This window comes from Streptomyces sp. NBC_00461, assembly GCF_036013935.1.
Taxonomy (GTDB): domain Bacteria; phylum Actinomycetota; class Actinomycetes; order Streptomycetales; family Streptomycetaceae; genus Streptomyces.
Map to the genome: position 1 here is coordinate 5,383,515 of NZ_CP107902.1, position 24,781 is coordinate 5,408,295.

Genomic DNA, 24,781 nt, shown 5'->3' on the forward strand with positions numbered 1-24,781 from the left:
GTTGGGCGGCGCTCTGAAGGGGCGCGGAGCTGTGACGTGTGCGGCTCCGTCGCGAGGGCGCGACCGGCTACGACGGTGCGACCAAACACGTCAGCGCAACCAGCTACGACGGTGCCGCAACGAATCGACGGCAGAGCGCGGCACATCCCGCGGAGCACTTCGCGTGCGCCGCGCGTGGAACGGCATACGGCACTGGGACGGCTTACGACCGTGGGACGGCATACGACAGGGCGCCGACCGGATCGAGGCCGCCACTCCCGTGGGCCGGGACCGGGCCGTGGACGCCTTGCGCGCGCTCGCGATCCTCGGGGTGGTCCTGGGCCACTGGCTGGTCACTGCCCTGGTGGCGGACGGCGGCGCCCTGCACGCGTCGAGCCCCCTGCAGCCCATGCCGTGGCTGGCCCCGATCTCCTGGGCCTTCCAGACCCTGGCCGTGTTCCTCCTGGTGGGCGGCCACGTGGCGACCCGCAGCTACGCGGCGGCCCGAGCGAAGGGCACGCCGTACCGGCAGTGGCTGTCCGCCCGGCTGTCGCGGCTGTTCAAACCGGTGGCGGCGGTAGTGGCCCTCTGGACGGTCGCCGCGACGGCCCTGTTCCTTTCGGGCGCGGAGTTCGGGACGATCCGCACCCTGGTCAAGCCGGCTCTCTCGCCCCTGTGCTTCCTGGTGGTGTTCGCGGCGCTGACGGCGGCGACCCCGCTCGTCACCCGGCTCAACCCTCTGTGGCCGCTGGCCGTCGTCCTTCACGTGGACCTTCTCCGTTTCGGCCTCGGCGCCCCGCAGAGCCTCGGCTGGGTGAACCTGGCGGCGGGCTGGCTGGTGCCGTACACCCTGGGCGCGGCCTGGACCCGCGGCGAACTGGACAGCCGCCGGGCGGCCTTGACCCTGCTCGCCGGGGGTACGGCGGCGACGGCCGCGCTGGTCGCCCTCGCCCACTACCCGGCCTCGATGGTCGGCGTCCCGGGGGCGGCGATCTCGAACTTCAACCCGCCGACCCTGGCAGCGGTCACGTTCGGCCTCGCCCAGTGCGGCCTGGCGTTGCTCCTGCGTGACCGCCTGCGCCGGACCATGCGGCGGCCCCTGGCCTGGGCGGCGGTGGCCTTCGTGAACCTCTCCGCGATGACGATCTTCCTCTGGCACCAGACGGCCCTGATGGCGACCACGGCCGCCACCCTCCCGGCGGGCCACCTCCCCGGCCTGCACACACCGCCCGACCACCTCGCCTGGGTCGGCTTCCGCCTGGCCTGGCTGCCCGTCTTCGCCCTGGCCCTCACGGTCTGCTGGACGGCCTTCCACTCGTACGAGCGTCGGGGCCCGCGGCGCACCGGTACCCGCCCGTCGCAGGTGGTCCGCGCCCACCTCGGCAGGCGCGAGACATCGGCGGGGGCGGTCCGACGTGCCTAGGGTTGGCCGCGTGACGGAGACGGGGACCGGGCGGCCGGGCATCGGGCGGACGGGGGTCAGGCGGGTGCTCGCCGGCGGCCTGCACTGGCTGCGCGTGTTGGGCGAGGACCTGGGGACGGTCCGCTGGGACCCGCTGCCCGCCTTCGGCCGGCTGCGCCGGCTGCCGCACGCCGTGCTGTACATCGCCGCGTTCGGGATCATGCTCGGCGGCACCGCGCAGCTCACGGACAACGGCCTGCTGGGCGCCGGCTTGGCTTTCGTGGTCGGGCCCGCGCTGGGCGGCGCGGTGATTCTCGGCATGCGGCGGCCGGTCCCGGCCTGGTGGCTGTCGACGGTGGCCTCCGTGGTGGCGGCCGTCGCGGTGCACGCCAAGCTGGCCGCCGGAGTGGTGCACCAGTTCACCTGGCCCTGGACCACGGCCGGGATCATCGCCCAGCTGCTCGTACTGCTGCTGCTCGCCCTGCGCGTGCGGGTCCGCGTGGCCGTTGAGGCGCTGGCCCTGACCCTGCTCGTCACCTATGTCCTGGAGGGCGTCTGGGGTGCGCCCGACCACCAGTCCACCGGCGTGATCACGAGCATCCTGTCGAGCGTCGTCGTACTGCTCGGCATCACGCTGCGCAGCCGGCGCGAGGCGCGCGCGGAGCTGGGACGGCTGGCCATGGTCACCGCCGAGGAGCGGGCGCGGCGCACGCTCCTGGAGGAGCGCAACCGCATCGCGCGCGAGCTGCACGACGTGGTCGCCCATCACATGTCCGTCATCTCCATCCAGGCACAGGTCGCCCCCCATCTCGTCGAGAACCCTTCCGAAGAGCTCAAGGAGAACCTTGAGGGCATCCGGCACAACGCTCTGGAGGCGCTGACCGAGCTGCGCCGGGTACTGGGCGTGCTGCGCTCGGAGGACCCCGACTCACGGGACGCGCTCGACGGCACCGGCAACGGCCCGCACACCCCGCAGCCCACCCTCGACCGGCTCGGCACGCTCGTCGAGAACACGCGGGCGGCCGGTCTGCGCGTGACCGTCGAGACCGTCGGCAGGCGCCGCCCGATGCCACCCGGCGTGGAGCTGTCGGCGTACCGGATCGTGCAGGAGGCGCTGAGCAACGTCCTGCGCCACGCACCGGGCGCGAGCGCCGCCGTCGTCGTCGACTACGGTCCCTACGGACTGCAGGTGAAAGTGACCAACTCGCCGCCGGACCGCCCCGCTCCCCAGTCGCCGGGTGCGGGACACGGGCTGCTCGGCATGCGGGAGCGGGCCGCGATGCTCGGCGGTGTTCTGAACGCGCGCGCGATGCCGGACGGGGGGTACAAGGTCGACGCCTTCATCCCGGTGCCCATGCGCGCCGAAGACCTGCTTGCCGAGGCGGCGCAGGACCCCGACGACGCGCAGGCCCGTGACGGCGGCCGGGCTCCCGCCCCCGACCACGCCCCCGACCACGCTTCCGACCACGCCCCCGACCTGAAGGACGACACCGTATGACGAGCAGCCGTAGCCCCATCCGCGTACTGATCGCCGACGACCAGCAGATGGTCCGGCAGGGCTTCACCGTGCTGCTCAACACCAAAGCTGACATCGAGGTGGTCGGCCAGGCGGTCGACGGCCTGGACGCCGTGGCCAAGGTCGCCGAGTTCGTCCCGGACGTCGTCCTGATGGACATCCGGATGCCCGAGCTCGACGGTATCGAGGCCACCCGCCGCATCACCGGGGCGACGCCCCACATCAAGGTGCTGGTGCTCACCACCTTCGACCTCGACGAGTACGTGTACGAAGCGCTGCGCGCGGGAGCGTCCGGGTTCCTCCTGAAGGACGCGTCGGCGGACCAGCTGGCCGAGGCGGTGCGGGTGGTGGCGGCCGGCGACGCGCTGCTGGCACCGGGCATCACCCGACGGCTGATCGACCAGTTCTCCCGCCTGGACGGCCGGCCTCGCACCCCCCTCAAGGAGCGGGTCGGCGATCTGACCGAGCGCGAGACGGAGGTCCTCGCACTGATCGCGGAGGGGTTGTCGAACGCGGAGATCGCCGAGCGCCTGGTCGTCGCCGAGCAGACGGTGAAGACCCATGTGGGCCGGATCCTGGTGAAGCTGGGCCTCAGGGACCGCACGCAGGCGGCGGTGTTCGCGTACGAGTCGGGGCTGGTACGGCCGTCCGGCTACTGACGGCCGTCCGGCCACTGACCAGGAGCCTGCGTCGGCGGCCGTGTCGCGCCGTACCCGTAGTACCTGAGAGGGAGGCGGAAGGACCCTTCTCACTGGTGACGACCGCGCGCCCGCCACCGCCTACCGTTTTCATCGTGACCGACACGACCCAGACGCAGCCGACGCCACCGGAGCCGCCGGACGGCGCCTTCGAGCCGTACAAGCCGCGCAGCCCCGAGTTCCGGGCGGCGATGGACGCCCTGGGCGGGCTGCGGCAGGACCTGTTCCATGACGCGTTCGCCTACCGCCCGCTGCCTCGTGCGAGCGCTGACGGCCGTTTCGCCCGGCGGCTGTCCGGCCGGATGCGCGAGTACGTGACGTGGGCGCCGCACGCCCTGATCACGGCGGCCGGCCTCTTGGCGATGCTCATCGCCTCCAACGTCGGCTTCCGTGGCGCGGGCATCAACCTGGCGCTCGGGCTGCTCGCGCTGGCCCCGGTCCTGCTGACCATGGTCCGGCCGGTGGGCGCGTTCTGGCTGTCGATGGCCGCGACCCCGGTCGCAGCGGTGTTCGACGGCTCCTGGGACGCTGACTGGCCGTGGCCGGCCGGCAGCTTCGCCTGCCAGCTGATGGTGCTCACGATCGTGGCCATCCGCACCAGGCCGCGCACGGCCGCCTGGATGTGGGCGCTGACGGGGGTGTACGGGTTCCTGGCCGGCAGCTTCGGCGGCGGCCACTACTTCGGCTCGAACACCGTGGAGCTGTTGTTCGTCTCGGCCATCGCCCTCCTCGCCGTCACCGTCTGGCACATTCGCCGGGACGCCCGGCAGGAGGTGACCGCGCAGCAGACGGTGACCGCGCACGAGCGTTCCCGGCGCACCCTGCTGGAGGAGCGCACGACGATCGCGCGCGAGCTGCACGACGTGGTCGCGCACCACATGTCGGTCGTCGCCATCCAGGCGGAGGCCGCCCCCTACCGGGTGGAGAACCCGCCGCCGGAGCTGGAGCGCGCCTTCGTCACCATCCGGGAGAACGCGGTCGCGGCGCTCGCCGAACTGCGCCGCGTGCTGGGCGTCGTCCGCGCCGAGGACTACGAGGCACCCGACGCCCCGCAGCCCACCCTCGGGGACCTGGACGCACTGCTCGCCAATGTGCGGGACGCGGGCCTGAGCGTCGACAAGGCGGTGACCGGGGCGGTGCGCGAACTCCCGCAGGGCGTCGAGCTGTCGGCGTACCGCATCGTCCAGGAGGCGCTCAGCAACAGTCTGCGGCACGCGCCGGGTGCGAGCGCCAAGGTGGAGGTCTCCTACGTCCTCGGCGGCCTGGGCCTGCGCATAGTCAACGGCCCGCCGCCCGCGCCGAACCTGGTGAAGCCCTCGCCGGGTGCCGGGCACGGCATCACCGGCATGCGCGAGCGCGTCTCGATGCTGAACGGCGAGATGACGGCGGCCCGTACGAACGAGGGAGGCTACGAGGTGGCGGTGTTCCTGCCGGTCGCCGGCGTGACGGAGGGTGAGGCATGACCATCCGCGTCCTGATCGCGGACGATCAGATGATGGTGCGCGAGGGCTTCTCGGTCCTGCTGAACGCGATGCCGGACATCGAGGTCGTGGGCGAGGCGGTCAACGGCCGCGAGGCGGTCGACCGCGTCCGTGAACTGGCCCCCGACGTGGTCCTGATGGACATCCGCATGCCCGAAATGAACGGCATCGAGGCGACCCGGGAGATCGTGGCCGCCGACAGCCCGTCGAAGGTCCTCGTCCTCACGACCTTCGACCTCGACGAGTACGTGTACCAGGCGCTGCGCGCGGGAGCCTCCGGCTTCCTCCTCAAGGACGCCTCGGCCCGCCAACTCGCGGACGGCGTAAGGGTGGTGGCCTCCGGTGAGGCACTCCTCGCACCGACCGTCACCAAGCGGCTGATCACGGAGTTCTCGAAGCTGTCCACGTCCCCTCGCCTCATGCAGTCCGCCCAGGCGGCGTACGGCGATCTGACCGAGCGTGAGACGGAGGTCCTGGTCCTGATCGCGCAGGGCCTGTCGAACGCGGAGATCGCCGGGCGCCTCGTGGTCGCCGAGTCGACGATCAAGACCCACGTCAGCCGCATCCTGGTCAAGCTGGGCCTCAGGGACCGCACACAGGCTGCGGTGTTCGCGTACGAGGCGCGACTGGTGACACCGGGCTGACCGGCGGGCCGGCCGCCGGGGTGGCGGTCCCCGGCTGGCTGACCGGTGGGGTGGTGCTCAGGGCAGGCCGTTCCAGAAGGCGCAGTGGTGGTGGGTGGTGGTCTGGGTGGGGCCCGTGTGGTTCGGGGCCAGGGACTGGACGGCGTCGCTCGGCCAGTGCGGCGTACCGGTGGCGTTGGGGTCGCCGGTGCGGGCGAAGCGGGTCCAGTAGTCGATCATGGTGTCGGCCAGGTGGTGCTGGGCCGGGGTCATGGTGCGGGGGCGGCCGCCGAGGTCGTACAGGTAGGGAAGCTCACTGGCATGGGGTGCGCCGAGGGGGAACGGTGGCGTGCCCGGGGTGAGCGGCGGGGCGTGCTCGTCGGCGAACTCGTAGCGCCAGACGGGGACTTGGGCGCCGAGCAGGTCGCCGGTGCGCAGGGTGGGGCAGGCGAAGTCGGCGTCGCCGATGACCGCGCCGAACACTGGGCCGCCGTTCGACGGAGTCACCGGGTACTCGTGGACGATCGCGCTCGCCCGGTCCCGGCCGGGGAAGAAGGTGGCGGCGACGTCGGGCCAGGTCTCGGGGGTGACGGGGTTACCGGCCTGGATGATGCCGGCGGCCCAGCCGTTGCCCTCGTCGTGGTTGCCGCCGATGAGCACGGGCACGTGCGGGAAGCGGCCGGCGGCGACGGCGGTCGCGGGGTCGTGGGGCAGCAACGGCGTTCCGTAGGCGGGCTGTTGGTCGGTGGCCTGGGCGGCCAGCACACGGGAGACGCTCTTCCCGCGCAGACAGGCCAGGACGTGCCGGGCGGAGGAGCAGCCGGCCTTGGCCGCGAACCGTGCGCCGGTCTCACGCGCTGTGGGCAGTGAGGCGGCGGACGGGGCGAACGGCCGGTCCGGGCGGCCGGTGCACGGCCCGCTCTGGATGATCGCCCGCTGGAAGAGCCCCACGGCGGCGGGCGAGGCGAGTTGGGCGCAGACGCTGTAGCCGCCGGCCGACTCGCCGGCCAGCGTCACGTTGCGCGGGTCGCCGCCGAAGGCGCCGATGCCGTCCCTGACCCAGCGCAGTGCCGCCTGCTGGTCGGCCAGGCCGAAGGTGCCGGAGCCGGGCAGTCCGGCGTGGGCGAGGAAACCGAGGGCGCCGAGGCGGTAGTTGACCGTGACGACCACGGCGTCGCCGCGGGTGGCCATGCGATGGGCGTCGTAGGAGCTGCCCGCGCCGGTCGTGAAGCCGCCGCCGTGCAGCCAGACGATCACCGGCCGCGGGTGCCGCGGGGTGGCGGCGTCCGGCGCGGTGACGTTCAGGTGGAGGCAGTCCTCGTCGGTGCTGCCACCGGGCACCTCGCCCGCCGCCTGCGGGCAGGCGCTCGCGGGCCGGGTCGCGTCCCGGGTCCCCGTCCAGGGCCTTGCCGGCTGGGGCGGCGCCCAGCGCAGGCGGCCCTCCGGAGGCGCCGCGTAGGGCAGGCCCTCGAAGGTGCGGTAGCCGTCGTGGGCGGTGCCCCGCACGGCGCCGTCGTGGGTGCGGACCACCGTCCCGACGGCCGGACGATCCACCTGTCGCGCCGACAGGGCAGGCTGCGTCCGCAGCGCGGGCCCGGCGGCCGTGGCGAACACGGCGGTCAGCGCGCAGGCAGCCAGGCTGGTCAGGCTGGTCAGGACACGGCGCGTGTTCATACGTTTCCCCCGTTTCATACGTTTCCCCCGTTTCATGCGTTTCCCCGTCTCTTGGATCGCCCGGCTTCCTGGCCCCGGGTTCTCGGGTTCTGGTGCTGTCGGTCAGCCGCCGCCCATCCCGCCCTGGGCGGCGATCATGGTCATGGACAGTCCGCGTACGGTCTTCTCCAGGCCGGGGGCGAGGGTGCCGAGGCGGCCGGTGCAGGCGTCGATGCGGTCCCGCAGCTCTCGGGCGTCCTGCCGCGAGACCACCGACCGGTTCTTGCCGGCCGCGGCCAGTGCCGCCAGAGCGGCGTCGGCGACGGGAATCCCGGCGACGGGTGCGTTGCCGTGCAGGACGGCCGACACACGGTCGCGCACCGCCCGGAGCGTGCCCGGATCCGACACGGTCACGCGCCGTCCGCCCAGGCGAAGCCGCGACGACTCGACGGTGAGGAGCCCCAGCGCGGCCAGCTGGTCCTCCACCGCCGTCAGGGTGCGCCCGCTGTGCCGCCGGACCAGCTGCTTCCAGCCGTGCCCGGGAGCCTCCCGCAGCATCTCGTCCAGAACGGGATCCCCCGTCGATCCCGTTCCGGCGACCGCCACGCTGCCGCCGCCGGTCTCCACCAGCCGCCCGCGCAGGGCGAGTTCGACCAGGACGGCGGTCCGGACGAGCAGCCCGGTCCGGGAGCGGTCGTACGGCCCCCGGGCCTCTTCGTCGTAGGCGAGCAGGTACATGCGGTGATGGAGCGATTCGGTCATACCGATGACGCTACGGTCCGGCGGCGCGCCGTTGATCGGCCGCGCGAACGGATCCGCTCTGGGAGCACAGGAGGGAGCGGCGCGGTTTCTCCTCCTCAAGGATGAGCCGCCCCGCGGTCCCGCAAGCCGCGCTCAGGGGTTTCTCGCTCAGCAGTTTCCCGCTCACGGGTCTCTCGGCCGGACGAGGCCGTGATCGTACGCGGCGACCACGGCCTGTACCCGGTCCCGCAGGCCCAGCTTGCGCAGTACGCCGGTGACGTGGTTCTTGACGGTGGCCTCCGACAGGTCCAGCCGCCGGGCGATCTCCGCGTTCGACAGGGCCTGCCCGATCAGGGTGAGCACCTCCCGTTCCCGGCCGGACAGGCGCTCCAGGTCCGGCGGCGGCCGCAGGTCGGGCGCGGTGCGCAGGAAGCGGTCCAGGACACGGCGCGTCACCGAGGGCGCCAGCAGGGCGTCCCCGCGGGCCGTGAGACGGATCGCCTCCACGAGTTCGGCGGGCCGGATGTCCTTCAGCAGGAACCCGCTGGCCCCGGCACGCAACGCCGCGACCACGTGCGTGTCGAGATCCCAGGTGGTCAGTACGAGCACGCGGGCCGGGCTGCCGCAGGCCACGATCTCCCGGGTCGCCTCGATGCCGTCCCGCACGGGCATCCGTACGTCCATCAGCACCACGTCCGGCCGCAGTTCCCGCGTCAGCCGCACGGCCTCCTGGCCGTCGGACGCCTCGCCGACCACCTCCAGGTCGTCCCGCGCGTCGATGATCATCCGGAAGCCGGTACGCACCAGGGCCTGGTCGTCGGCCACCACCACGCGAAGGGTCACGACGCGTACTCCATCGGCAGTTCCGCCTCCACCGCGAACCCGCCCCCGGCGGCCGGGCCCGCCCGCAGGCTCCCGCCCAGCATGCGGGCCCGTTCCCGCATCCCCACCAGGCCCCGTCCCGCGCCCGCCCTGGCGGACCGGGCGGGCGGCGTACGCCCGTTGTCGGCCACGGTGATCCGGATCCGCCCACCGTCGGCCGTCACCGACAGGCGCACCTCGTCGGCGCCGACGGCGTGCCGCAGCGCGTTGGTCACGGCCTCCTGCGCGATCCGGTACGCCGCGAGGTCCACGGCCGCCGGCAGACCACCGGCCGGAACGCCCTCACGGTCCAGACGCACCGTCATGCCCGCCGCCCGCACGGCATCGGCAAGCTCGTCCAGCCGCGCGAGCCCGGGTCGCGGAGCCCGCTCCCCGTCGACGGGATCCCCCTCCGCCGGATCCTCCGCCGCCGAATCCCCGGCCTCCGGATCTCTCTCCTCCGGATCTCTCTCCTCCGGATCCCTCTCCTCCGGACCGAACGCCCGCAGCAGCAACCGCAGTTCGTCCAGCGCCGAGCGCCCCGCGGTGTCGATCGCCCGCAATGCCTGCCGGGCCTGCTCGGGACGATCACCGAACACGTCCTCCGCGGCGCCCGCCTGAATGACCATCACCGACAGGGTGTGAGCGACCACGTCGTGCACCTCCCGCGCGATACGGGCCCGTTCCTCCGCGACCGCCCGTCGTGTCTCCGCCGCCGCTCGCGCCCGTTGCGCCCGGCGCCACTGCCCCACGGTCCATGCCAGCAGCACCGCCAGCAGACAGATGGCCACGGCCCCCGGGCCACCGGAGACGAACCCGAGCCCCGACAGGGCGCACATCCCCGCAAGCGCCGCCACCGACACCCGCCTCGGCCGCGTGGCCGACAGCACGCACAACGCGACCTGCGCCGCGAGCAGCGCCCCAGTCAACGTCACTGCGGGAAGCAGCGCCCACACGGCGACACCCGTGATCACACCGACGCCCAGTACGGCGAGGGGCCCGCGCAGCACCCACCTCAGAGAACCGGCCTGCGCGACGACCAGAACGACCCCCGCGGCCAGCCGCCAGCCCGTGCCGACGGCGAGCACCGACGTGCCGAGCACCCCGAGCACCAGACCGGCCGACCCGCACCACAGCCAACGCGCGTCCCGACTCACGCCCCGACCCTACCGAGCAGTTCGCACCAGACGTACTTGCCACGGTTGCCGAATCTGGACAGCGGCTGCCAGCCCCAGAGGTCGGAGCAGGCCCGTACGAGGGTGAGGCCCCGGCCGCCCTCGGCGGTGAGGTCCGCCGCCTCGGCCGGGGAGTCGGGCGGTTCGGGGTCCGCGTCCCATGCGCCGAGGCGGAGTACGCCGGGGGAGTAGCGGACGCGGAGGGCGGCGGGGCCCTTGGTGTGCAGTACGGCGTTGGAGATCAGCTCGGTTGCGAGGAGCTCCGCGGTGTCGACCAACGTGATCAGGCCGTGCATGGTCAGGATCAGACGGAGGGTGCGACGACACACGGTGACGGCGCGGGGGTCGTTGGGGATGTAGAGGGAGTACTCCCAGGACTCGGGATCGTTTTCGGGCACGGCTGAACTCCTGTGGGGCAGAGGGGAGTTGAGGAGGGGGCAGGTGGCAGTGCCGCCGCCGTCGTGGCAGGACGGTGCGGTGCGCTTCCGGCACCCCGGGGTTTCGCAGCGTGTGCGTCGCGTCACTGACGGTATGGCATCAATTCGTGCCAGCGCAACCGGCTGTCGTAACCTGACACCCGAACGTGCCGTACCGGCAGAGGCGTTGAGAGCAGGAGGGTGCATGCCGCCGAGGAGTAACCCCACTGCGCGTCAGGTGCGGTTGGGGACCGAACTGCGCAGGCTGCGCGAGGCTGCCGGGCTGAAGGCGCGGGATGCGGCGGCATTCCTCAACTCGACTTCGGGCCAGATGAGTCACGTGGAGCTGGGCATCGCGGCCATCAGCCCGGAGCGGGTTCGCAGGCTTGCCGCCTACTACGCCTGCATGGACGATGCGTTGATCGAAGCGCTGGTGGTGATGGCGACCGATCGGACGCGTGGCTGGTGGGAGGAGTACAGGGGCGTTCTGTCGCAGGTGAACCTGGACGTGGCCGAGGCCGAATACCACGCGAGATACATGCGGGACATCGTCATCACCCGTATCCCGGGGCTCCTGCAGACCCCCGACTACGCCCGAGCGGTGTTTGCCTACATGAATCCGGGGCTCCCCGAGAGGGAAGTGGACGCCAAGGTGGAGTTCCGCATGAGGCGTCGTACCGCTGTCGACGGCGACGACCCCGTCCCGTACGAGGCGATCATTCACGAGATCGCACTGCGGCTCCGGGTCTCCGGCCGTGAGGTCTCGCGTGCCCAACTGCGGCAAATCTTGGACCTGGTGGAGCAGGGGCACGCCACTGTGCGCGTTATCCCCATCGACCAGGACGGCTTCGCCGGTTCAGGAGCATCGATGATGTACGCGGGCGGCCCCATTCCGCAGCTGGACACGGTGCTACGGGACTCGCCCGCCGGCGTCGGTTTCATTGATGCCGAAGCCCAGCTGAATCGACTGCGGACGTTGATTCATAGGGTGGAGGAGGCGTCGCTGGACCCCATGGCGTCGCGCGACTTCATTCACCGCCTGGCGAAGGAAATCTGATGAATTGGCGTAAGTCCACGTACTCCGATGGCGGCGAGGGCGACACCTGCGTCGAGGTAGCCCCCCTCCCTACCCGAATAGCCATCCGCGACTCCAAGGCCCCGGCCCGAGCCACCCTCACCTTCCCCACCCCCGCTTTCACCGCCCTGATCGACCACCTGAAGGAACACCCCTGGTCAGAGACGGGGATCCCGGGCTAGCGTCCCTGCATGGCTGTCTTTGATCCCTGGGACCCGGCGTTCCTCGCCGACCCGTACCCCGCCTACGCCGAGCTGCGTGCCAAGGGCCGTGTGCACTACTTCGAGCCCACGGGCCAGTGGCTGGTGCCGCACCATGCCGATGTCTCGGCGCTGCTCAGGGACCGGCGCCTCGGGCGGACGTATCTGCACCGGTTCAGCCATGAGGACTTCGGACGGACCGCGCCCCCGGCGGAGCACGAGCCGTTCCACACGCTCAACGACCACGGGATGCTCGACCTGGAGCCCCCGGACCACACCAGGATCCGGCGCCTGGTGTCGAAGGCGTTCACGCCGCGGACGGTCGAGCAGCTCAAGCCGTATGTCACCGACCTCGCCGCGGACCTCGTGGACCGGCTCGTCGAGAAGGGCGGCGGGGACCTGCTCAGCGATGTCGCCGAGCCGCTCCCCGTCGCCGTCATCGCAGAGATGCTGGGTATCCCGGAGTCGGACCGGGCCCCGCTGCGGCCCTGGTCTGCGGACATCTGCGGGATGTACGAGCTGAACCCGCCGCGGGAGACGGCGCGGAAGGCGGTGCGGGCCTCGGTCGAGTTCTCGGAGTATCTGCGGGAACTGATCGCCGAGCGGCGCAAGGAGCCCGGCGAGGACCTCATCTCCGGGCTGATCGCCGCGTACGACGAGGGGGACCGCCTCACCGAGCAGGAGATGATCTCGACCTGCGTGCTGCTCCTGAACGCCGGTCACGAGGCCACCGTGAACTCCACCGTCAACGGCTGGTACGCCCTCTTCCGCAACCCCGACCAGCTCGCGGCCCTGCGCGCCGACCGCTCCCTCGTCCCGTCCGCCGTCGAAGAGCTGATGCGCTACGACACCCCGCTCCAGCTCTTCGAGCGCTGGGTGCTGGACGAGATCGAGATCGACGGGACCACGATCCCCCGGGGCGCGGAGATCGCGATGCTCTTCGGCTCGGCGAATCACGACCCTGCGGTGTTCCAGAACCCCGGGCGGCTCGACCTCACCCGTCAGGACAACCCGCACATCTCCTTCAGCGCCGGCCTCCACTACTGCATCGGCGCCCCGCTCGCCCGTATCGAACTGGCGGCGTCCATGACGGCCCTCCTCGACCGGGCCCCGACACTGACCCTCGCCGCCGAGCCGGAGCGGAAGCCGAACTTCGTGATCCGGGGGCTGGAGGGGCTCGCCGTCACGGTCTGAGTCACGGCCTGAGACGTCGGACCAGCGCCCACACGACCAGGGACGCGGCGGTTCCGCCGAGGATCGCCAGCGGCAGTTCGGCGTAGAGCACGCTCCAGTCCGGGCTCTGTTCGAACCGCCACAGCCGCGCCCGGACGTCGACCGCCCACACCGCGAGCCCGGCGCCCGCGCCCACGGCCGCGGTCAGACAGCCCGCGGCGGCCTGCATGCGTTGTCCCATGTCCGGCATGGACGCCCGCAGGCCGCTCGGGGGTTCCCCGCACAGGTCAGCTCGTGGTCGGTCGTGCCTGCTCAGCTCGTGAGGTCCCGGCGTCGTAGACCGGCCAGTCCCGCGGTCACCAGCGCCGCCGCCACCCCGAGCAGGATCAGTACCGGGCCCCACTCCATCGCCCCGCCGGGCAGCTTCGGCAGGTGGCCGAAGGGGGACACGTCGAGCACCGCCTGCGGGACGTCCAGTGCGGGGCCGACCCAGCCGATCAGCAGCACCGCCCCCGCGACTCCCCAGGCCGCCAGCGCCAGCCGAGGCGCCACGCCGTACAGCAGCACCGCGATCCCGCCGATCACCCACACCCCGGCGACCTGCACCAGGCACGCCCCCAGGATCGACCCGACCTCCTTGCCGTAGCCGACGGTGAAGCCGAGGCCCGTCAGGAGCATGAGCAGTACGGATCCGCCGAAGGCGATCACCAGGTGGCCGGCGGCCCACCGCACGCGCCCCACCGCGTTCGCCAGGACCGGCTCCGCCCGGCCCGACGTCTCCTCGCCGTTCAGGCGCAGGACCGAGCCGACGACGTACAGCGCGGCGATCAGGCCCATCATCCCGACCATGGATGCCAGGAACGCGTCCGTGATCCCGCTCCGGCCGCCCATCCGCTCGAAGATCTCGCGGGCCTTCTCGTTGTCGCCGACCAGGTCGGCCACGCCGTCCGCCAGGCCGCCGTAGACGACGCCGACGACGAAGAAGGCGATGCCCCAGCCGTACACGCTGCCCCGCTGCAGCCGCCACGCCAGCGCGCCCGCCGTGCCGAGCCGGCCGACCGCCGGTCCGGGGCGGGTCGGCAGGAAGCTCATGCCGATGTCCCGGCGGCCCGCGAGCCCGTAGGCCACCGCGCCCTGGAGCAGTACCGCCCCCGCGAACAGCAGCAGCACCCACCAGCGTTCGTCGGCGTACGGGCGCAGGTTCTCCAGCCAGCCCAGCGGCGACAGCCAGGTCAGTACCGAGGAGCCGTCGTCCGCCGCCGAGTCGCCCGCCGCGCGCAGGACGAAGGCCAGGCCGAGCACCGCCGCCGTCAGGCCACGGGCCAGCCGCGCGCTCTCCGTGAGCTGGGCGACGATCGCCGCCATCGTGGCGAAGACCAGGCCCACCGCCGCGAGCCCGAGGCCCAAGGCCACGGCCCCGGTCGTTCCCTGCCCGGCCAGGCCACCGGCAACCAGCAGCGCCAGTACGGCATTCGCGACCGCCGCCGCGAGGAGGGCCGCCGTCAGGGAGGCCCGGCGACCCACCATCCCGGACGCCACCAGCTCCTGGCGGCCGCTCTCCTCCTCGTCCCGGGTGTGCCGTACGACGACCATCAGACTCATCGCCGCCGCGAGCGCACCCGCGTACACGCCGACGCGCCAGGCCGTCAGTGCACCGACCGAGGTGTCGAAGACCGGGCCGATCAGCGCGCGGAAGGAAGCGTTGGTCGCCACCTGGTGGATCAGGTCGGCGCGTTCGGCCGGGGTGCCGTAGAGGTTCTTCAGCGTGTTCGGCATGGAGAGGACCATGAGCGCGTTCACGCCGACCCAGACCGGGATCATCACGCGGTCACGGCGCAGGGCGAAGCGCAACAGGGTTGCGGTGCCCGCGAGTTGGCGGCTGCCCGACCTCGGTGCCGAGAGCGTCGTCATCGTGGTCATCGGGCCGCCACCTCCTCCTGCCCGTCCTGGTAGTGCCGCAGGAACAGCTCCTCGAGGGTCGGCGGGGTCGAGGTCAGTGACCGTACGCCCGACTCGCTCAGCGAGCGCAGCACGGCGTCCAGCTTGTCGGTGTCGACCTGGAGGCGGACCCGACGGCCCTGCACGTCGAGGTCATGGACGCCGGGCAGGTGCGCCAACCCGTTGGGCGCGCCCGCGAGTTCGGCCGTCACGCTCGTCCGGGTCAGATGGCGCAGCTCGGCCAGCGAGCCGCTCTCCACCGTGCGGCCCTTGCGGATGATGCTCACCCGGTCGCAGAGCTCCTCGACCTCGCTGAGGATGTGCGACGACAGGAGAATGGTCCTGCCCCGGTCCCGCTCCTCCTCCACGCAGCGCTGGAAGACCTCCTCCATCAGCGGGTCCAGGCCCGAGGTCGGCTCGTCCAGGATCAGCAGGTCCACGTCCGAGGCGAACGCCGCGACCAGGGCGACCTTCTGGCGGTTGCCCTTGGAGTACGTGCGGCCCTTCTTGGTGGGGTCCAGCTCGAACCGTTCGATCAGGTCGGCACGGCGGGCCGGGTCCAGACCTCCGCGCAGACGGCCGTAGAGGTCGATGACCTCACCGCCCGACAGGTTCCTCCAGAGCGTCACGTCGCCGGGGACGTACGCGATCCGGCGGCGCACCTCCACCGCGTCCTGCCACGGGTCGCGGCCGAGCACCTGGGTGGCGCCGGCGTCGGCACGCAGCAGGCCGAGCAGGACGCGGATGGTGGTGGACTTGCCGGCGCCGTTCGGGCCGAGGAAGCCGTGGACCTCGCCGGTGTCGACGTCCAGGTCGAGGCCGTCCAGGGCGTGGGTCCCGCCGAACGACTTGTGGAGCCCGGAGACGGTGATTGCCTTCGTCATGATTCTGAACGTACGCTTCTTTCAGAAATTTGTGAAGTTAAGGAAGCGTATAAAGCCCGGATAGGGTGGTGACCATGGATGAGGTGGGGCGTGACCAGGAGGCGGTCTCGAAGTTCGTCGAGTCCTTCGCGGCGCAGCTCGTCGAGGCCGGGATGCAGCGCATGCCCGCCCGGGTCTTCGCCGCGCTGCTCTCCTCCGACGAGGGCGTGATGACCTCCGCCGACCTGGGTGAGCAACTGCGGATCAGCCCCGCCGCCGTATCCGGGGCGGTGCGCTATCTGGCCCAGACGCACATGGTCTCGCGCGAGCGGGAGCCGGGCTCGCGCCGCGAGCGCTACCGGGTGCACGGCGACCAGTGGTACGAGGCCCTGACCAACCGTGAGGCCCTCATCAAGCGCTGGGAGGGGGCTCTGCGCGAAGGCGTGGACAGTCTCGGCGCCACGACGCCGGCCGGACGCCGCATGGCCGAGACGCTCGCCTTCTTCGAGTTCATCGAGGGCGAGATCTCGGCCATGATGGAGCGCTGGCGGGTGCACCGGGAGAAGACGTTCGGCGCGTGAGCGGTCGTCGCGTCAGGGCCTGGTGATGCGGTCGCGGAGTCGGGCGTGGCGGAACTGGTAGACGGCCCCTGCCTGGCGCAGGACGCCTCTGCGGTGGGCGTCTTCCAGGAAGGCGCCCGGGTTTCGGGGCAGTCGGCCGGTCAGCGGTAGCCAGATGCGGGCGAGGGTCACCCAGTGGCCCCAGGCGGTGAGGCCGAGGCCGAATGCGAGGCCGAGCCCGAGGCCGCCCATGGTGGTGAAGATCAGCCAGTCCACGAACTGGCCGTTGAGTCCGTAGAAGAGCCCTCCCACGAGCCCGAACACCAGCGTGCTCACGAGCGATCGATGGAGCATCGTCCTGCGGTCGGTCTTCAGGAGGTCGGAGGGGCTGACCGCGGAACTGACCGGGATCGGGTCGGCGAGTGCGACCGCCAGGCCGTACACGAGCCCGACCACGAGGCCGTATCCGAGTCCGCTCCTGAGTCCGAATTCGAGTGAGTCCATCAGCAGGGACGTGAATCCGCCCGGGGTTCCCAGCGCGAGCCCGAACGCGAGCGTGTCCACGAACCAGAACGCGAACCCGACCCCGAACCCGGCCGCGAGCCCGATCGCCAGCCGGGGCGCGATCCGCTCACGGAACTCCCTCATGCCGTCCGCGAACCGCAGGGGCTCGTCCGACGGCTCACTCGCTCCGCCCGCGTACGCGAACCCCAGGAGCAACCCGCTGACGAGACCGCCGATGACGCCGTTCAGCAGCCCGTACAGGAGCAGCGCCATGGGGGTCGACCCCGACAGGAGCCCGTACGCCAGCCAGTTCACGAGCCAGGACACGAACCCGAATCCGAACCCGCCCGTGAAACCGGCCGACAGGCGCGGGAGATACGTCTTGCGAGACCGAGTCCTCCTGCCGAGGATCCGCATGCGCACGCGCGACGGTTCGCGTGCCGCACCCCCGTCCAGGAGCCCGTACGCCAGCCCGAAGGCCAGGCCCGACACCAGCCCGAAGACGGCCCCGTTCGCGAGTCCGATCAGGAGCCCGTCCACGGGACCGTACGGCAACACGAACCAGGCCAGGGACCAGCCCACGAGCGTGTCCATCCACCCGAAGACCAGCCCGGTCACCAGCCCCACGACCGTCATGCGCACCGGCCGCCGCAGGGTGCTGCCCAGCTGCCACCACTTGAGGTCGGTCGTGTCGAGCAGTTCGAGGTGGCGGGCGAGGTGGGCGAGCCAGTCCTGGACGCGTTCGCGCTGGGCGAGGGGCCTGTCGCGGTAGACGGTCGGGACGAAGCTGTCGAGGAGATGGTTCTCCAGGGCTTCGGTGGTCGGGAACAGGTCGGTGAGCAGGTCGCGTGGGTCGTTGTCGGGGACGTCGCTGTAGACGGTGCGGGCGAGGGCGACCATCAGGGGAGTCCTCAGGGCCGTGGCCGCCGGGCCTTCGGGGTCCTCACGCAGGCGTTGCAGGACCTCGTTCCACTCGGTTGTCCTGGCGCCCGCGCTGGTGTACGGCAGGTATGTCTCCAGGTCGTCCAGGGAGAGTTTCTCCAGTTCGATCGTCGCGGCGGACAGAACACGACCGGTTGTGGGGTATCCGTCGTCGCGACTGGTCAGCAGCAGCGGCATCTTGGAGCTGGCGGTATCGCTGAGCTTGACCAGGGCGGACGGCCGCAGACCTTCGGCGATCTCGTCGAAGCCGTCCAGGACGGGCAGGATGCGGCCGTGGCCGACCAGTGCCGCGGCCAGCGTCGAGTTGCCGGGGCCGTCCGCCGCCAGACCGGGATGGTCGCGCTTCAGCTGTGCGGCCAGCCAGTCCCGTAGAGGCGTCTCGGGGTCCCAGGAGCCAAGGCTGAAGATCACTGGTACGACGGCGACACGGGTGTCGGGGGACCCCAGCATCTCCAGCGCGAACCGTATGGCCAGGGCCGACTTGCCCGATCCCGCCCGGCCCAGCACCACCAGCCGCTTGGTGGGCACCTGACTGTAGAGATCCGTGATCCCGCGCAACTCACCGTCCGGCGGCAGCGGCGCGTCGTCCGGTGAGCGGCGGACCGTCCGCCAGCGGACCGGCAGCGAGTCCGGGGCCCACAGCCGCTGCCGTTCCGATTCCCTCCACCACTGCTCGCGCAGCGCCTGGGCGAGTTCGGCCGCGGCATCGTCCAGGGCGATCGTGGTGCTGGAGCGCGGGGGATGGGCGATGTTGATGGTGGTGTCGCGGATGTCCCGGCCCATGAAGACCGGGCCGTGCGCGACGCCGGAGAACTCGCCGTGCACGTCGCCCGGCCCGGTCACGGGTGTTGCAGCCGCTTCATGAACAGGCCCACGAAGTCGTTCATGTCGGCTTGCAGACAGGCATCTTGGGCGTGCTTGCCGGTGCAGCCCTTGGCCCAGGTGCTGCCGTCGCCGTAGTCCGCGAAGCGGTACGGGATACCTGTCGCGTCGAGATCGGCCGCGGTCGTCAAGGCCGTCTGCCGGACTGCCTTCTCGCTCAGCGCCTGGACGTCCTCGTTCGGGTCGAGGGTCAGTGCGCCGCCGTCGCCCGCGTACATCGCGACGCCCATACCGCGCAGCTTCGCGACGTGCTGGGCGGGGCTCACCTTGTTCCACACGCCGTCAAGGGGCCAGACCGGCGGCCCGAAGACCGCGTCGGGGGCGGCGATCGGGCTGCCGAAGCCCGGCAGCAGCTCGCTGCCGGTGACGGCGGCGCGCATCACCGGATCCCGCATATCGAGGTCGCCGGAGAAACTGCCCACGTAGCTGAACAGTTCGGGCCGGTCCTCGGCGTAGTGGAAGGCGCCGAAGCCGCCCATCGAGTGGCCGGTGATCGCCCGGCCCTGCCGGGTGGGGACGGTCCTCAGGTTGGCGTCGATGAACGGGATCACCTGGTCGAGGTGGAAGGTCTCCCAGTTCTGGGAGCCCCGTGAGCCGGGCTTCACCCAGTTCGTGTACCAGCCGCGGCCGGAGCCGTTCGGCGTGACGGTGATCAGCGGGACGTCCTTGGTCGCCCCCTCGGCCATGCCCATGTACCGGGTGCTGTTCGGGAGTTCGCCGGCTCCGTGCAGGTCGTACAGCACGGGGTAGCGGGTGCTCGCGGCGCCGTCGTATCCCCTCGGCAGGGTGACCATGACGACGTGCTCGCCGGAGACCTGGCCGGACATCGCGCCGTAGGCCGGGACCTGGGCGGACCTCACGGTGAGGACGAAGGTGCGGTGGTTGTCGTCCGCCCATTTCGGCTGGCCCACGACGCTGATGCCGTGGCCGTTCGCGAAGTGCGGTGGCGCCGGTGACGTCCGGGCGGAGGCGGCTGGTGCGAAGAACAGGCCCATGAGGGCGGCGAGGCCGAGGACTACGGGGGTGCGGCTGCGTAAGACGGCCTTGGACAGGGTCTGCATACGACGTCTCCCGTTGTGCGGGCAGGCCAGGCCGAAGCTCTCACCGGCGTGGTGTGCCGGGAGCACCGGCAGCGCGGGGTGGTGCGGTGCGGTGCTGCCGTGACTGGCCTGACGTGGATCTCAGATGGTGCGGCGGTCCGCCATGTTGAGTCAACTGCCTTGTGTGGTAAGGAAGTTGAGGTGTGGTGAGGAAATCGTCGACGGATGGACACCGACGTTCTTCTGGCGGTCAATGGGAGAGGGGCAACATCCGAGCCCGGAGGTGTTCGTGGAAACGATCGCGGTGGGACTGCTCATGGCCTTCGCGGGCAGTACGGCGAGTGCGGCGGGTCAGCAGGCGTGGCAGTCGCTGCGTGGTCTGGTGACGCGGCGCTCGGAGGAGGACGGGGGCGAAGCGACCGGCGGGCGGCGGGAGTTGGCGGCCCTGGACGAGCAGCCGGACAGCGTGGAGCGTGCCCGGGCGTTGGCGCATGCGCTGGCGGTGCGAGCCGAGCGGGATCGCGAGTTCGCGCGGCAGTTGCAGGTGTGGCGGCAGGAGGCCGAGGCGGCGCGCGGCGAGCAGACCGGCGCGGGCGACGTGCACGTCGAGTTCTCCGGCACCTCGAACGGTCCGGTCGTCGTGGGCCGGGACTTCCACGGAACGATCAACCTCGGCTGAGCCGGTACGGAGCCAGGGCACCGCTACCGGCCCCTGGCACGGATCCGCCGCAGGCCCCACCAGCCGCACCCCAGCACCCCCGCCCCCACGGCCAGGGACACCGCGAGCACCCGCAACGGCCCCACGGCGCCGGTGCCGTCGGCCTCGGCTGCCGCCGGGGAGGCCGTGCCGGGTGCGCCGGGGCGCGAGGCCGCCGACGTACCGCCGGGTGCGCCCGCGGACGCCGCGCCCTGCGCGGACACGGAAGCGGACACGGAAGCGGAGGCCGAATCCGATGCCGAGCCGCTTTGCTGGCCGGACCCTTGGCCGGATACCCGACCGGATCCCGCCCTGCCCGAGCCGTTCGCCGAGTCGTCCGCCGAGCCGTCGCCCCGCGGCGAGCGTCCCGGTCCCTGCGACGTCTTCGACCTCCCCGGGGCGGTCGGCTCGCCGGCAGTCGGCTGGATGGTGAAGGTCCCCACCACCCCGTCCTGCCCGGAGTTCAGGTGGCACGGTGCGTCGATCCTGCCCACCGGAGTCCCGCCGCCCGAGTCCCTGGGCGTGAGGTGCAGGTCGATGCCGCCGAAGACCAGCTTCGCCCTGCCCGCCCGGGCGAAGGTGAGCGAGGGCAGGGACCCGCTCGCGTCGACGCTCAGCGGCCCGGACTGCGGGATGGCGGTCCTGGGCACGTCGAAGGTCAGGGTGACGGGGATGTCGCCCCCGGGCGCGGCCACGACGGCGTGTACGTCCGCCGAGCCCTCGACTGTTGCCGCCCCGACCATCCGGAGCGACTGGCTGACGTTCCCGCCGACCGCCGCCGGGGCGTCGACGGGTGACCGGGGGGCGGCCCGTCCGGCCACGTACGTGCGTGCGGCGGTCCACGTGACCGATGCCTTCATCGGCTTGTCGCCGATGAAGGGGAACGCACAGCTGTAGGTGAGAGAGCGCGGAGCCGGGGCCGCCGTCGCGGACCCGGCTCCGAGAAACCCGGCGCTTCCCAAGAGGGCAACTGCCATGACGTACCGGGTGACGTGCCGCCGTGAGCCGGCGGACGGTAAACCAGCGACCATGCTTCGCAGGGTACGAAGCCCTGCCCGCCCGGCACTACCGGAACGCCGGAGCCCTTACGGCTCCCCCGTAACCTCTACGGCTCCTGCGCCACCCCGCTTGCGCCTGCCGCCCCCGCGTCACCGCACCCGCACCTACCGCTCCTTGGTCTCCTCCAGCACCGTCCGCCCCAGCAGCGCGTACCGCTCGGGAGCGCGGCGCTTGAGGTACTGGGCGTAGCCGACGCCGGTCGCCGCGACCAGGGCGACCAGCCAGGGCGTCGCCTTCAGCACCAGCGAGCCGGACTCGGCGCCCGCCGCGACCCCCATGTTGGACACCAGCAGGACGACCACGGCGAGCATCGCGATGCCGCCGACCAGCGGAGCGGTGAAGGTCCTGAACCAGTGCCGGCTCTCGGGGTGGTGGGTGCGGAAGTAGACCAGCACCGCGAACGAGCACACCGCCTGCACGATGAGGATCGCCATCGTGCCGAGGATGGCCAGCAGCACGTAGAGCGCGTTGTACGGGTCCTTGCCCGCGGCCCAGAACGCGCCGATCAGGACGGCGGAGACGACGGTCTGGACCAGGCCCGCGATGTGCGGGGAGCCGTGCCGGGCGTGGGTGCGGCCGACCGTGTTCTTCAGCGAGGGGAGCACGCCCTCGCGGCCCAGCGCGTACATGTAGCGGGCGGCGCAGTTGTGGAAGGCCATGCCGCAGGCGAGCGAGCCGGTGATCATCAGCCACTGCATGACGTCCACGGCCCAGTGACCGACGTAGCGCTCGGTGGGGTTGAAGAAGAGCGCGAGGGGGTTGTCGGTGGCGACCTTCACGGCGTTCGCCTCGCCCGTGCCGGAGATGGCCATCCAGGAGACGAAGACGTAGAAGACGCCGACGCCCAGGACGGAGATCATCGTCGCCCTGGGGATGATCTTCTTCGGGTTGCGGGACTCCTCGCCGTACATCGCCGTCGACTCGAAGCCGACCCACGACCAGAAGGCGAAGAAGAGGCCGAGCCCCGCGGACGTCCCCTTGAAGGCGTTGACCGGGTTGACCGGGTCGAGGCTGAAGCCGTGCGGGCCGCCGCCGTGCAGGGCGACCGAGATCGCCATCGCGGCGAGGACGGTCACCTCCGTCGCCAGGAGGACGACGAGCAGCTTCTCGGCGACCGAGACGCCGAACCAGGTGCCGGTCGCGTTGATGACGAGCATCAGGGCCGCGAAGGCCCACCAGGGGATGTCAAGTCCCGTCTGGTCCTTGAGGGTTGTGGTGGCGAACGTCGAGAAGATACCGATGAGGGCCGGTTCGAAGACGGCGTAGGCGAAGGTGGCGAGCAGTCCCGACGCCAGGCCCGCGGTGCGGCCGAGGCCGTAGGAGATGAAGCCGTAGAAGGCGCCGGTGGAGGTGATGTGCTTCGCCATCGACGTGAATCCGATGGAAAAGATTGCCAGGACGACCATTGCGACGAGGTAGCTCGCGGGGGCGCCGATGCCGTTTCCTGACGACACCATGAAGGGCACGTTCCCGGTCATCGCGGTGATCGGGGCGGCGGTCGCGACGGCCATGAACACCACGCCGAGCAGCCCAACTGCGTTGGGTTTGAGCCGGTGAACCGTGCTGTCGTCCTCCGCTTTCGCCGCCGGGGCGACGCCCTCGTCCACTGCCATCGGGTGGCCCCTCTCCCTGGTGGTCCACTGGTGCACTGGACCGGAACTCTGTAGCCCGAATGAGTCGGTCAAGAGTGCCGAGGGGTTAAATGTTTGTCAACCATACCTTTAAGAGGGAGATGTGTGACTGATCGGCTACTCTGGGTGGCGGCTGGTCTGCATCCAGGGGAGGGCGCATCATGACGTTGATGACTGAGCGACCGACGACAAGCGGCACTGAGCCCTGCAGCGGTTTCGAGGAACTCCTGGACCTCCTCGACGAGCTGAATGTGCCCGACGGCTACAAAGCAGAGATCATCAGGGGGAACATCGTTGTGTCGCCGTGGTCGAAGGGCTACTACACCCGCGTGATGCGTCTGGTCTGCCGCCGGTTGGAGTCGCGTCTGCCCGAGGGGCACCAGATGGATTACGCACCTCTCCTGTTCGTCTTCCCCGGGGAAGCAAGTGCATTCGGGCCGGACATCTACGCAGCACACGAACAGGTCTTGGAGACGGAGAGCAGTCACTTGGACGGCGAAGGTCTCTCCTTCGCCGCCGAACTCACCTCTCCGTCCACCCGGAACAACGACCTGACCGTCAAGGCCGACGTCTATGCCAGGGTGGGCGTCCCGGTCTATCTGCTCCTCGACATGCAGGAGGAGCAGGCCACAGTCTTCTGGACTCCTTCCGTCAAGGGCTACGAGTCCCATTGCACGATGCCGTTCGGGGGGATGCTGCCCATGCCTGCCCCCTTCGACTGCACCCTCGACACCGCAGGGTTCCAGGCACCTGGCTCACGTTGACGGCACCGTAAGCCCCCAAGCCCCCTCCCAGACCGTCCACGTCCGCCTCCGTACGGGCCCCCACACCCCCGCGTCCGCCCGGTACCGGAAGTCCGCGCCGGACACGCTCACCAGCCGCCCCTGAGCGAATACGGGCGACGCCTCCGCGCCCACCGACAGCGGCCGCACCTCGATCTGGGCCATCCCCGCCTCCCCGGGCGTCACCGACACCGCCTCGACCGGCTGGTCCAGGTCCACCAGCGTGACCCCGTCGACCTCCACCCGCAGCCGGGCGGGCCGGGGCCCGGGGACCGTGGCCTCGCGGGCGGGCACCAGGGTTCGTACGAGGGACTGGGCGGTGCGCAGCCATGGGTGTCCGGACTCCAGTGACGGTGCCTGTGTCCGCGCCTGCGCCTGCGACTGCGGGGTCAGCGGGGGAATCCGCAGCGCGCCGAGCACCACCCCGTCGCTGTCGTCCACCAGCAGGTCCAGTCGCCGCTCCACCCCTTCGAGCACGGCCCGCGCCGCCGCGACCGCCCCCATGGGCACCCCCAGCGACCGCGCCACCGACAGCGCGCCGCCCACGGGCACCATCGACAGCGCACATCCGGCCAGCTCCCGCTGCCGGTGCAGGAGGGAGACCGCACGCACCAGCGCGCGGTCGTCGCCCACCACCACGGGCCGGCGCGAGCCCCGCCGGGCCAGCGCCCGGGCGAATTCCTCCGGCCCGTCCGGCAGGCACACCTTCGCCCGCGCACCCGCGCTGAGCACGTCTTTTGCGATGCGTACCGACTCCCCGTCCGTTCGCCGGGCGACCGGATCGATGACCACCAGGAGCTGATCGGAAGTCGCGGAAGTCGCCACCTCGGTCCTGCCTCGCTTCCTCGGGTAGCATCTTTGTGCAAGAGCCCCTTGCGCTATTGCGCCAG

At 71.5% G+C, this 24,781-nt stretch carries 24 protein-coding genes; 11 read left to right on the forward strand and 13 right to left on the reverse strand.

The window, feature by feature from the left end:
* The first annotated feature begins 163 nt into the window (after positions 1 to 163).
* The 5 genes from OG870_RS25220 (at position 164) to OG870_RS25240 (ending at position 5,720) form a co-directional block, all read left to right on the forward strand.
* Positions 164 to 1,402, forward strand: coding sequence for an acyltransferase family protein (locus OG870_RS25220; RefSeq protein ID WP_406348977.1), 1,239 nt, complete (start codon positions 164 to 166; stop codon positions 1,400 to 1,402).
* 40 nt (positions 1,403 to 1,442) lie between these two features.
* Positions 1,443 to 2,879 carry a sensor histidine kinase gene (locus tag OG870_RS25225; RefSeq protein WP_266592412.1) on the forward strand — a complete coding sequence of 479 codons (1,437 nt, stop codon included), beginning with the start codon at positions 1,443 to 1,445 and terminating at the stop codon, positions 2,877 to 2,879.
* On the forward strand, positions 2,876 to 3,556 hold the full coding sequence (locus OG870_RS25230) for a response regulator (RefSeq protein WP_266518613.1): 681 nt from the start codon (positions 2,876 to 2,878) through the stop codon (positions 3,554 to 3,556). The genes OG870_RS25225 and OG870_RS25230 overlap by 4 nt, the downstream gene beginning before the upstream one ends.
* A gap of 134 nt (positions 3,557 to 3,690) precedes the next feature.
* Entirely contained in the window at positions 3,691 to 5,058 is a 1,368-nt protein-coding gene (locus tag OG870_RS25235) for a sensor histidine kinase (RefSeq protein ID WP_266588832.1), read from the forward strand.
* Complete coding sequence (locus OG870_RS25240) at positions 5,055 to 5,720, forward strand: response regulator (protein ID WP_266518618.1); 666 nt, start codon at positions 5,055 to 5,057, stop codon at positions 5,718 to 5,720. Before OG870_RS25235 ends, OG870_RS25240 begins: the two co-directional genes overlap by 4 nt.
* 57 nt (positions 5,721 to 5,777) lie before the next feature.
* Here OG870_RS25240 and OG870_RS25245 read toward each other — a convergent pair whose 3' ends face one another.
* From OG870_RS25245 to OG870_RS25265, 5 genes are all read right to left on the reverse strand, one after another.
* Entirely contained in the window at positions 5,778 to 7,373 is a 1,596-nt protein-coding gene (locus OG870_RS25245) for a carboxylesterase/lipase family protein (RefSeq protein ID WP_266839039.1), read from the reverse strand.
* 102 nt (positions 7,374 to 7,475) lie between these two features.
* A complete protein-coding gene (locus tag OG870_RS25250) occupies positions 7,476 to 8,114 on the reverse strand; it encodes a GOLPH3/VPS74 family protein (RefSeq protein WP_266839037.1) in 639 nt (212 codons plus the stop codon).
* A gap of 162 nt (positions 8,115 to 8,276) precedes the next feature.
* Positions 8,277 to 8,936 carry a response regulator gene (locus OG870_RS25255; protein WP_266588838.1) on the reverse strand — a complete coding sequence of 220 codons (660 nt, stop codon included), beginning with the start codon at positions 8,934 to 8,936 and terminating at the stop codon, positions 8,277 to 8,279.
* Positions 8,933 to 10,111, reverse strand: a complete 1,179-nt coding sequence (locus OG870_RS25260) for a sensor histidine kinase (RefSeq protein WP_266839033.1) — start codon at positions 10,109 to 10,111, stop codon at positions 8,933 to 8,935. Before OG870_RS25260 ends, OG870_RS25255 begins: the two co-directional genes overlap by 4 nt.
* The gene (locus OG870_RS25265; protein ID WP_266588842.1) at positions 10,108 to 10,527 is read right to left on the reverse strand and encodes an ATP-binding protein; all 420 of its coding nucleotides are present in this window, start codon (positions 10,525 to 10,527) and stop codon (positions 10,108 to 10,110) included. The genes OG870_RS25260 and OG870_RS25265 overlap by 4 nt, the downstream gene beginning before the upstream one ends.
* A gap of 223 nt (positions 10,528 to 10,750) precedes the next feature.
* On the opposite strand from OG870_RS25265, the gene OG870_RS25270 reads away from it, so the two are divergent.
* Genes OG870_RS25270 through OG870_RS25280 form a run of 3 tightly spaced genes read left to right on the forward strand, consistent with a single transcriptional unit; the run spans position 10,751 to position 13,014 of the window.
* A complete protein-coding gene (locus tag OG870_RS25270; protein WP_266839028.1) occupies positions 10,751 to 11,602 on the forward strand; it encodes a helix-turn-helix domain-containing protein in 852 nt (283 codons plus the stop codon).
* Positions 11,602 to 11,802: a DUF397 domain-containing protein gene (locus OG870_RS25275; protein WP_266518632.1), complete on the forward strand. Its 201-nt coding sequence runs from the start codon at positions 11,602 to 11,604 to the stop codon at positions 11,800 to 11,802. The genes OG870_RS25270 and OG870_RS25275 overlap by 1 nt, the downstream gene beginning before the upstream one ends.
* Positions 11,803 to 11,811: 9 nt before the next feature.
* A complete protein-coding gene (locus OG870_RS25280; protein WP_266518634.1) occupies positions 11,812 to 13,014 on the forward strand; it encodes a cytochrome P450 in 1,203 nt (400 codons plus the stop codon).
* A gap of 1 nt (position 13,015) precedes the next feature.
* On the opposite strand, the gene OG870_RS25285 is transcribed toward OG870_RS25280, so the two are convergent.
* The 3 genes from OG870_RS25285 to OG870_RS25295 form a co-directional block, all read right to left on the reverse strand.
* Positions 13,016 to 13,234: a hypothetical protein gene (locus OG870_RS25285; RefSeq protein ID WP_266518636.1), complete on the reverse strand. Its 219-nt coding sequence runs from the start codon at positions 13,232 to 13,234 to the stop codon at positions 13,016 to 13,018.
* A gap of 71 nt (positions 13,235 to 13,305) precedes the next feature.
* The gene (locus OG870_RS25290) at positions 13,306 to 14,913 is read right to left on the reverse strand and encodes an ABC transporter permease (protein ID WP_266839023.1); all 1,608 of its coding nucleotides are present in this window, start codon (positions 14,911 to 14,913) and stop codon (positions 13,306 to 13,308) included.
* A complete protein-coding gene (locus OG870_RS25295; protein ID WP_266588848.1) occupies positions 14,910 to 15,815 on the reverse strand; it encodes an ABC transporter ATP-binding protein in 906 nt (301 codons plus the stop codon). The genes OG870_RS25290 and OG870_RS25295 overlap by 4 nt, the downstream gene beginning before the upstream one ends.
* 74 nt (positions 15,816 to 15,889) lie before the next feature.
* On the opposite strand from OG870_RS25295, the gene OG870_RS25300 reads away from it, so the two are divergent.
* Positions 15,890 to 16,375 (forward strand): GbsR/MarR family transcriptional regulator, encoded by a 486-nt coding sequence (locus OG870_RS25300; protein ID WP_266588850.1) that lies wholly within the window; start codon positions 15,890 to 15,892, stop codon positions 16,373 to 16,375.
* Between the two features lie 12 nt (positions 16,376 to 16,387).
* Here the strand turns inward: OG870_RS25300 and OG870_RS25305 are convergent, their stop codons facing one another.
* Both OG870_RS25305 and OG870_RS25310 read right to left on the reverse strand, forming a co-directional pair.
* The gene (locus OG870_RS25305) at positions 16,388 to 18,643 is read right to left on the reverse strand and encodes an NACHT domain-containing protein (RefSeq protein WP_266588852.1); all 2,256 of its coding nucleotides are present in this window, start codon (positions 18,641 to 18,643) and stop codon (positions 16,388 to 16,390) included.
* Entirely contained in the window at positions 18,640 to 19,743 is a 1,104-nt protein-coding gene (locus tag OG870_RS25310) for an alpha/beta hydrolase (protein ID WP_266588869.1), read from the reverse strand. The genes OG870_RS25305 and OG870_RS25310 overlap by 4 nt, the downstream gene beginning before the upstream one ends.
* Before the next feature lie 268 nt (positions 19,744 to 20,011).
* Here OG870_RS25310 and OG870_RS25315 point away from each other — a divergent pair, with 268 nt between their 5' ends.
* Positions 20,012 to 20,401, forward strand: coding sequence for a hypothetical protein (locus tag OG870_RS25315; protein ID WP_266588871.1), 390 nt, complete (start codon positions 20,012 to 20,014; stop codon positions 20,399 to 20,401).
* Positions 20,402 to 20,424: 23 nt separating this feature from the next.
* Here OG870_RS25315 and OG870_RS25320 read toward each other — a convergent pair whose 3' ends face one another.
* Positions 20,425 to 21,396: a DUF6801 domain-containing protein gene (locus tag OG870_RS25320; RefSeq protein ID WP_266588873.1), complete on the reverse strand. Its 972-nt coding sequence runs from the start codon at positions 21,394 to 21,396 to the stop codon at positions 20,425 to 20,427.
* A gap of 186 nt (positions 21,397 to 21,582) precedes the next feature.
* A complete protein-coding gene (locus OG870_RS25325; protein ID WP_266518652.1) occupies positions 21,583 to 23,091 on the reverse strand; it encodes an APC family permease in 1,509 nt (502 codons plus the stop codon).
* Between the two features lie 179 nt (positions 23,092 to 23,270).
* Here OG870_RS25325 and OG870_RS25330 point away from each other — a divergent pair, with 179 nt between their 5' ends.
* Entirely contained in the window at positions 23,271 to 23,873 is a 603-nt protein-coding gene (locus OG870_RS25330; protein ID WP_266518654.1) for a Uma2 family endonuclease, read from the forward strand.
* Here OG870_RS25330 and OG870_RS25335 read toward each other — a convergent pair.
* Positions 23,865 to 24,716 carry a diacylglycerol kinase family protein gene (locus OG870_RS25335; RefSeq protein WP_266588875.1) on the reverse strand — a complete coding sequence of 284 codons (852 nt, stop codon included), beginning with the start codon at positions 24,714 to 24,716 and terminating at the stop codon, positions 23,865 to 23,867. The genes OG870_RS25330 and OG870_RS25335 overlap by 9 nt on opposite strands.
* Between the last annotated feature and the right edge of the window lie 65 nt (positions 24,717 to 24,781).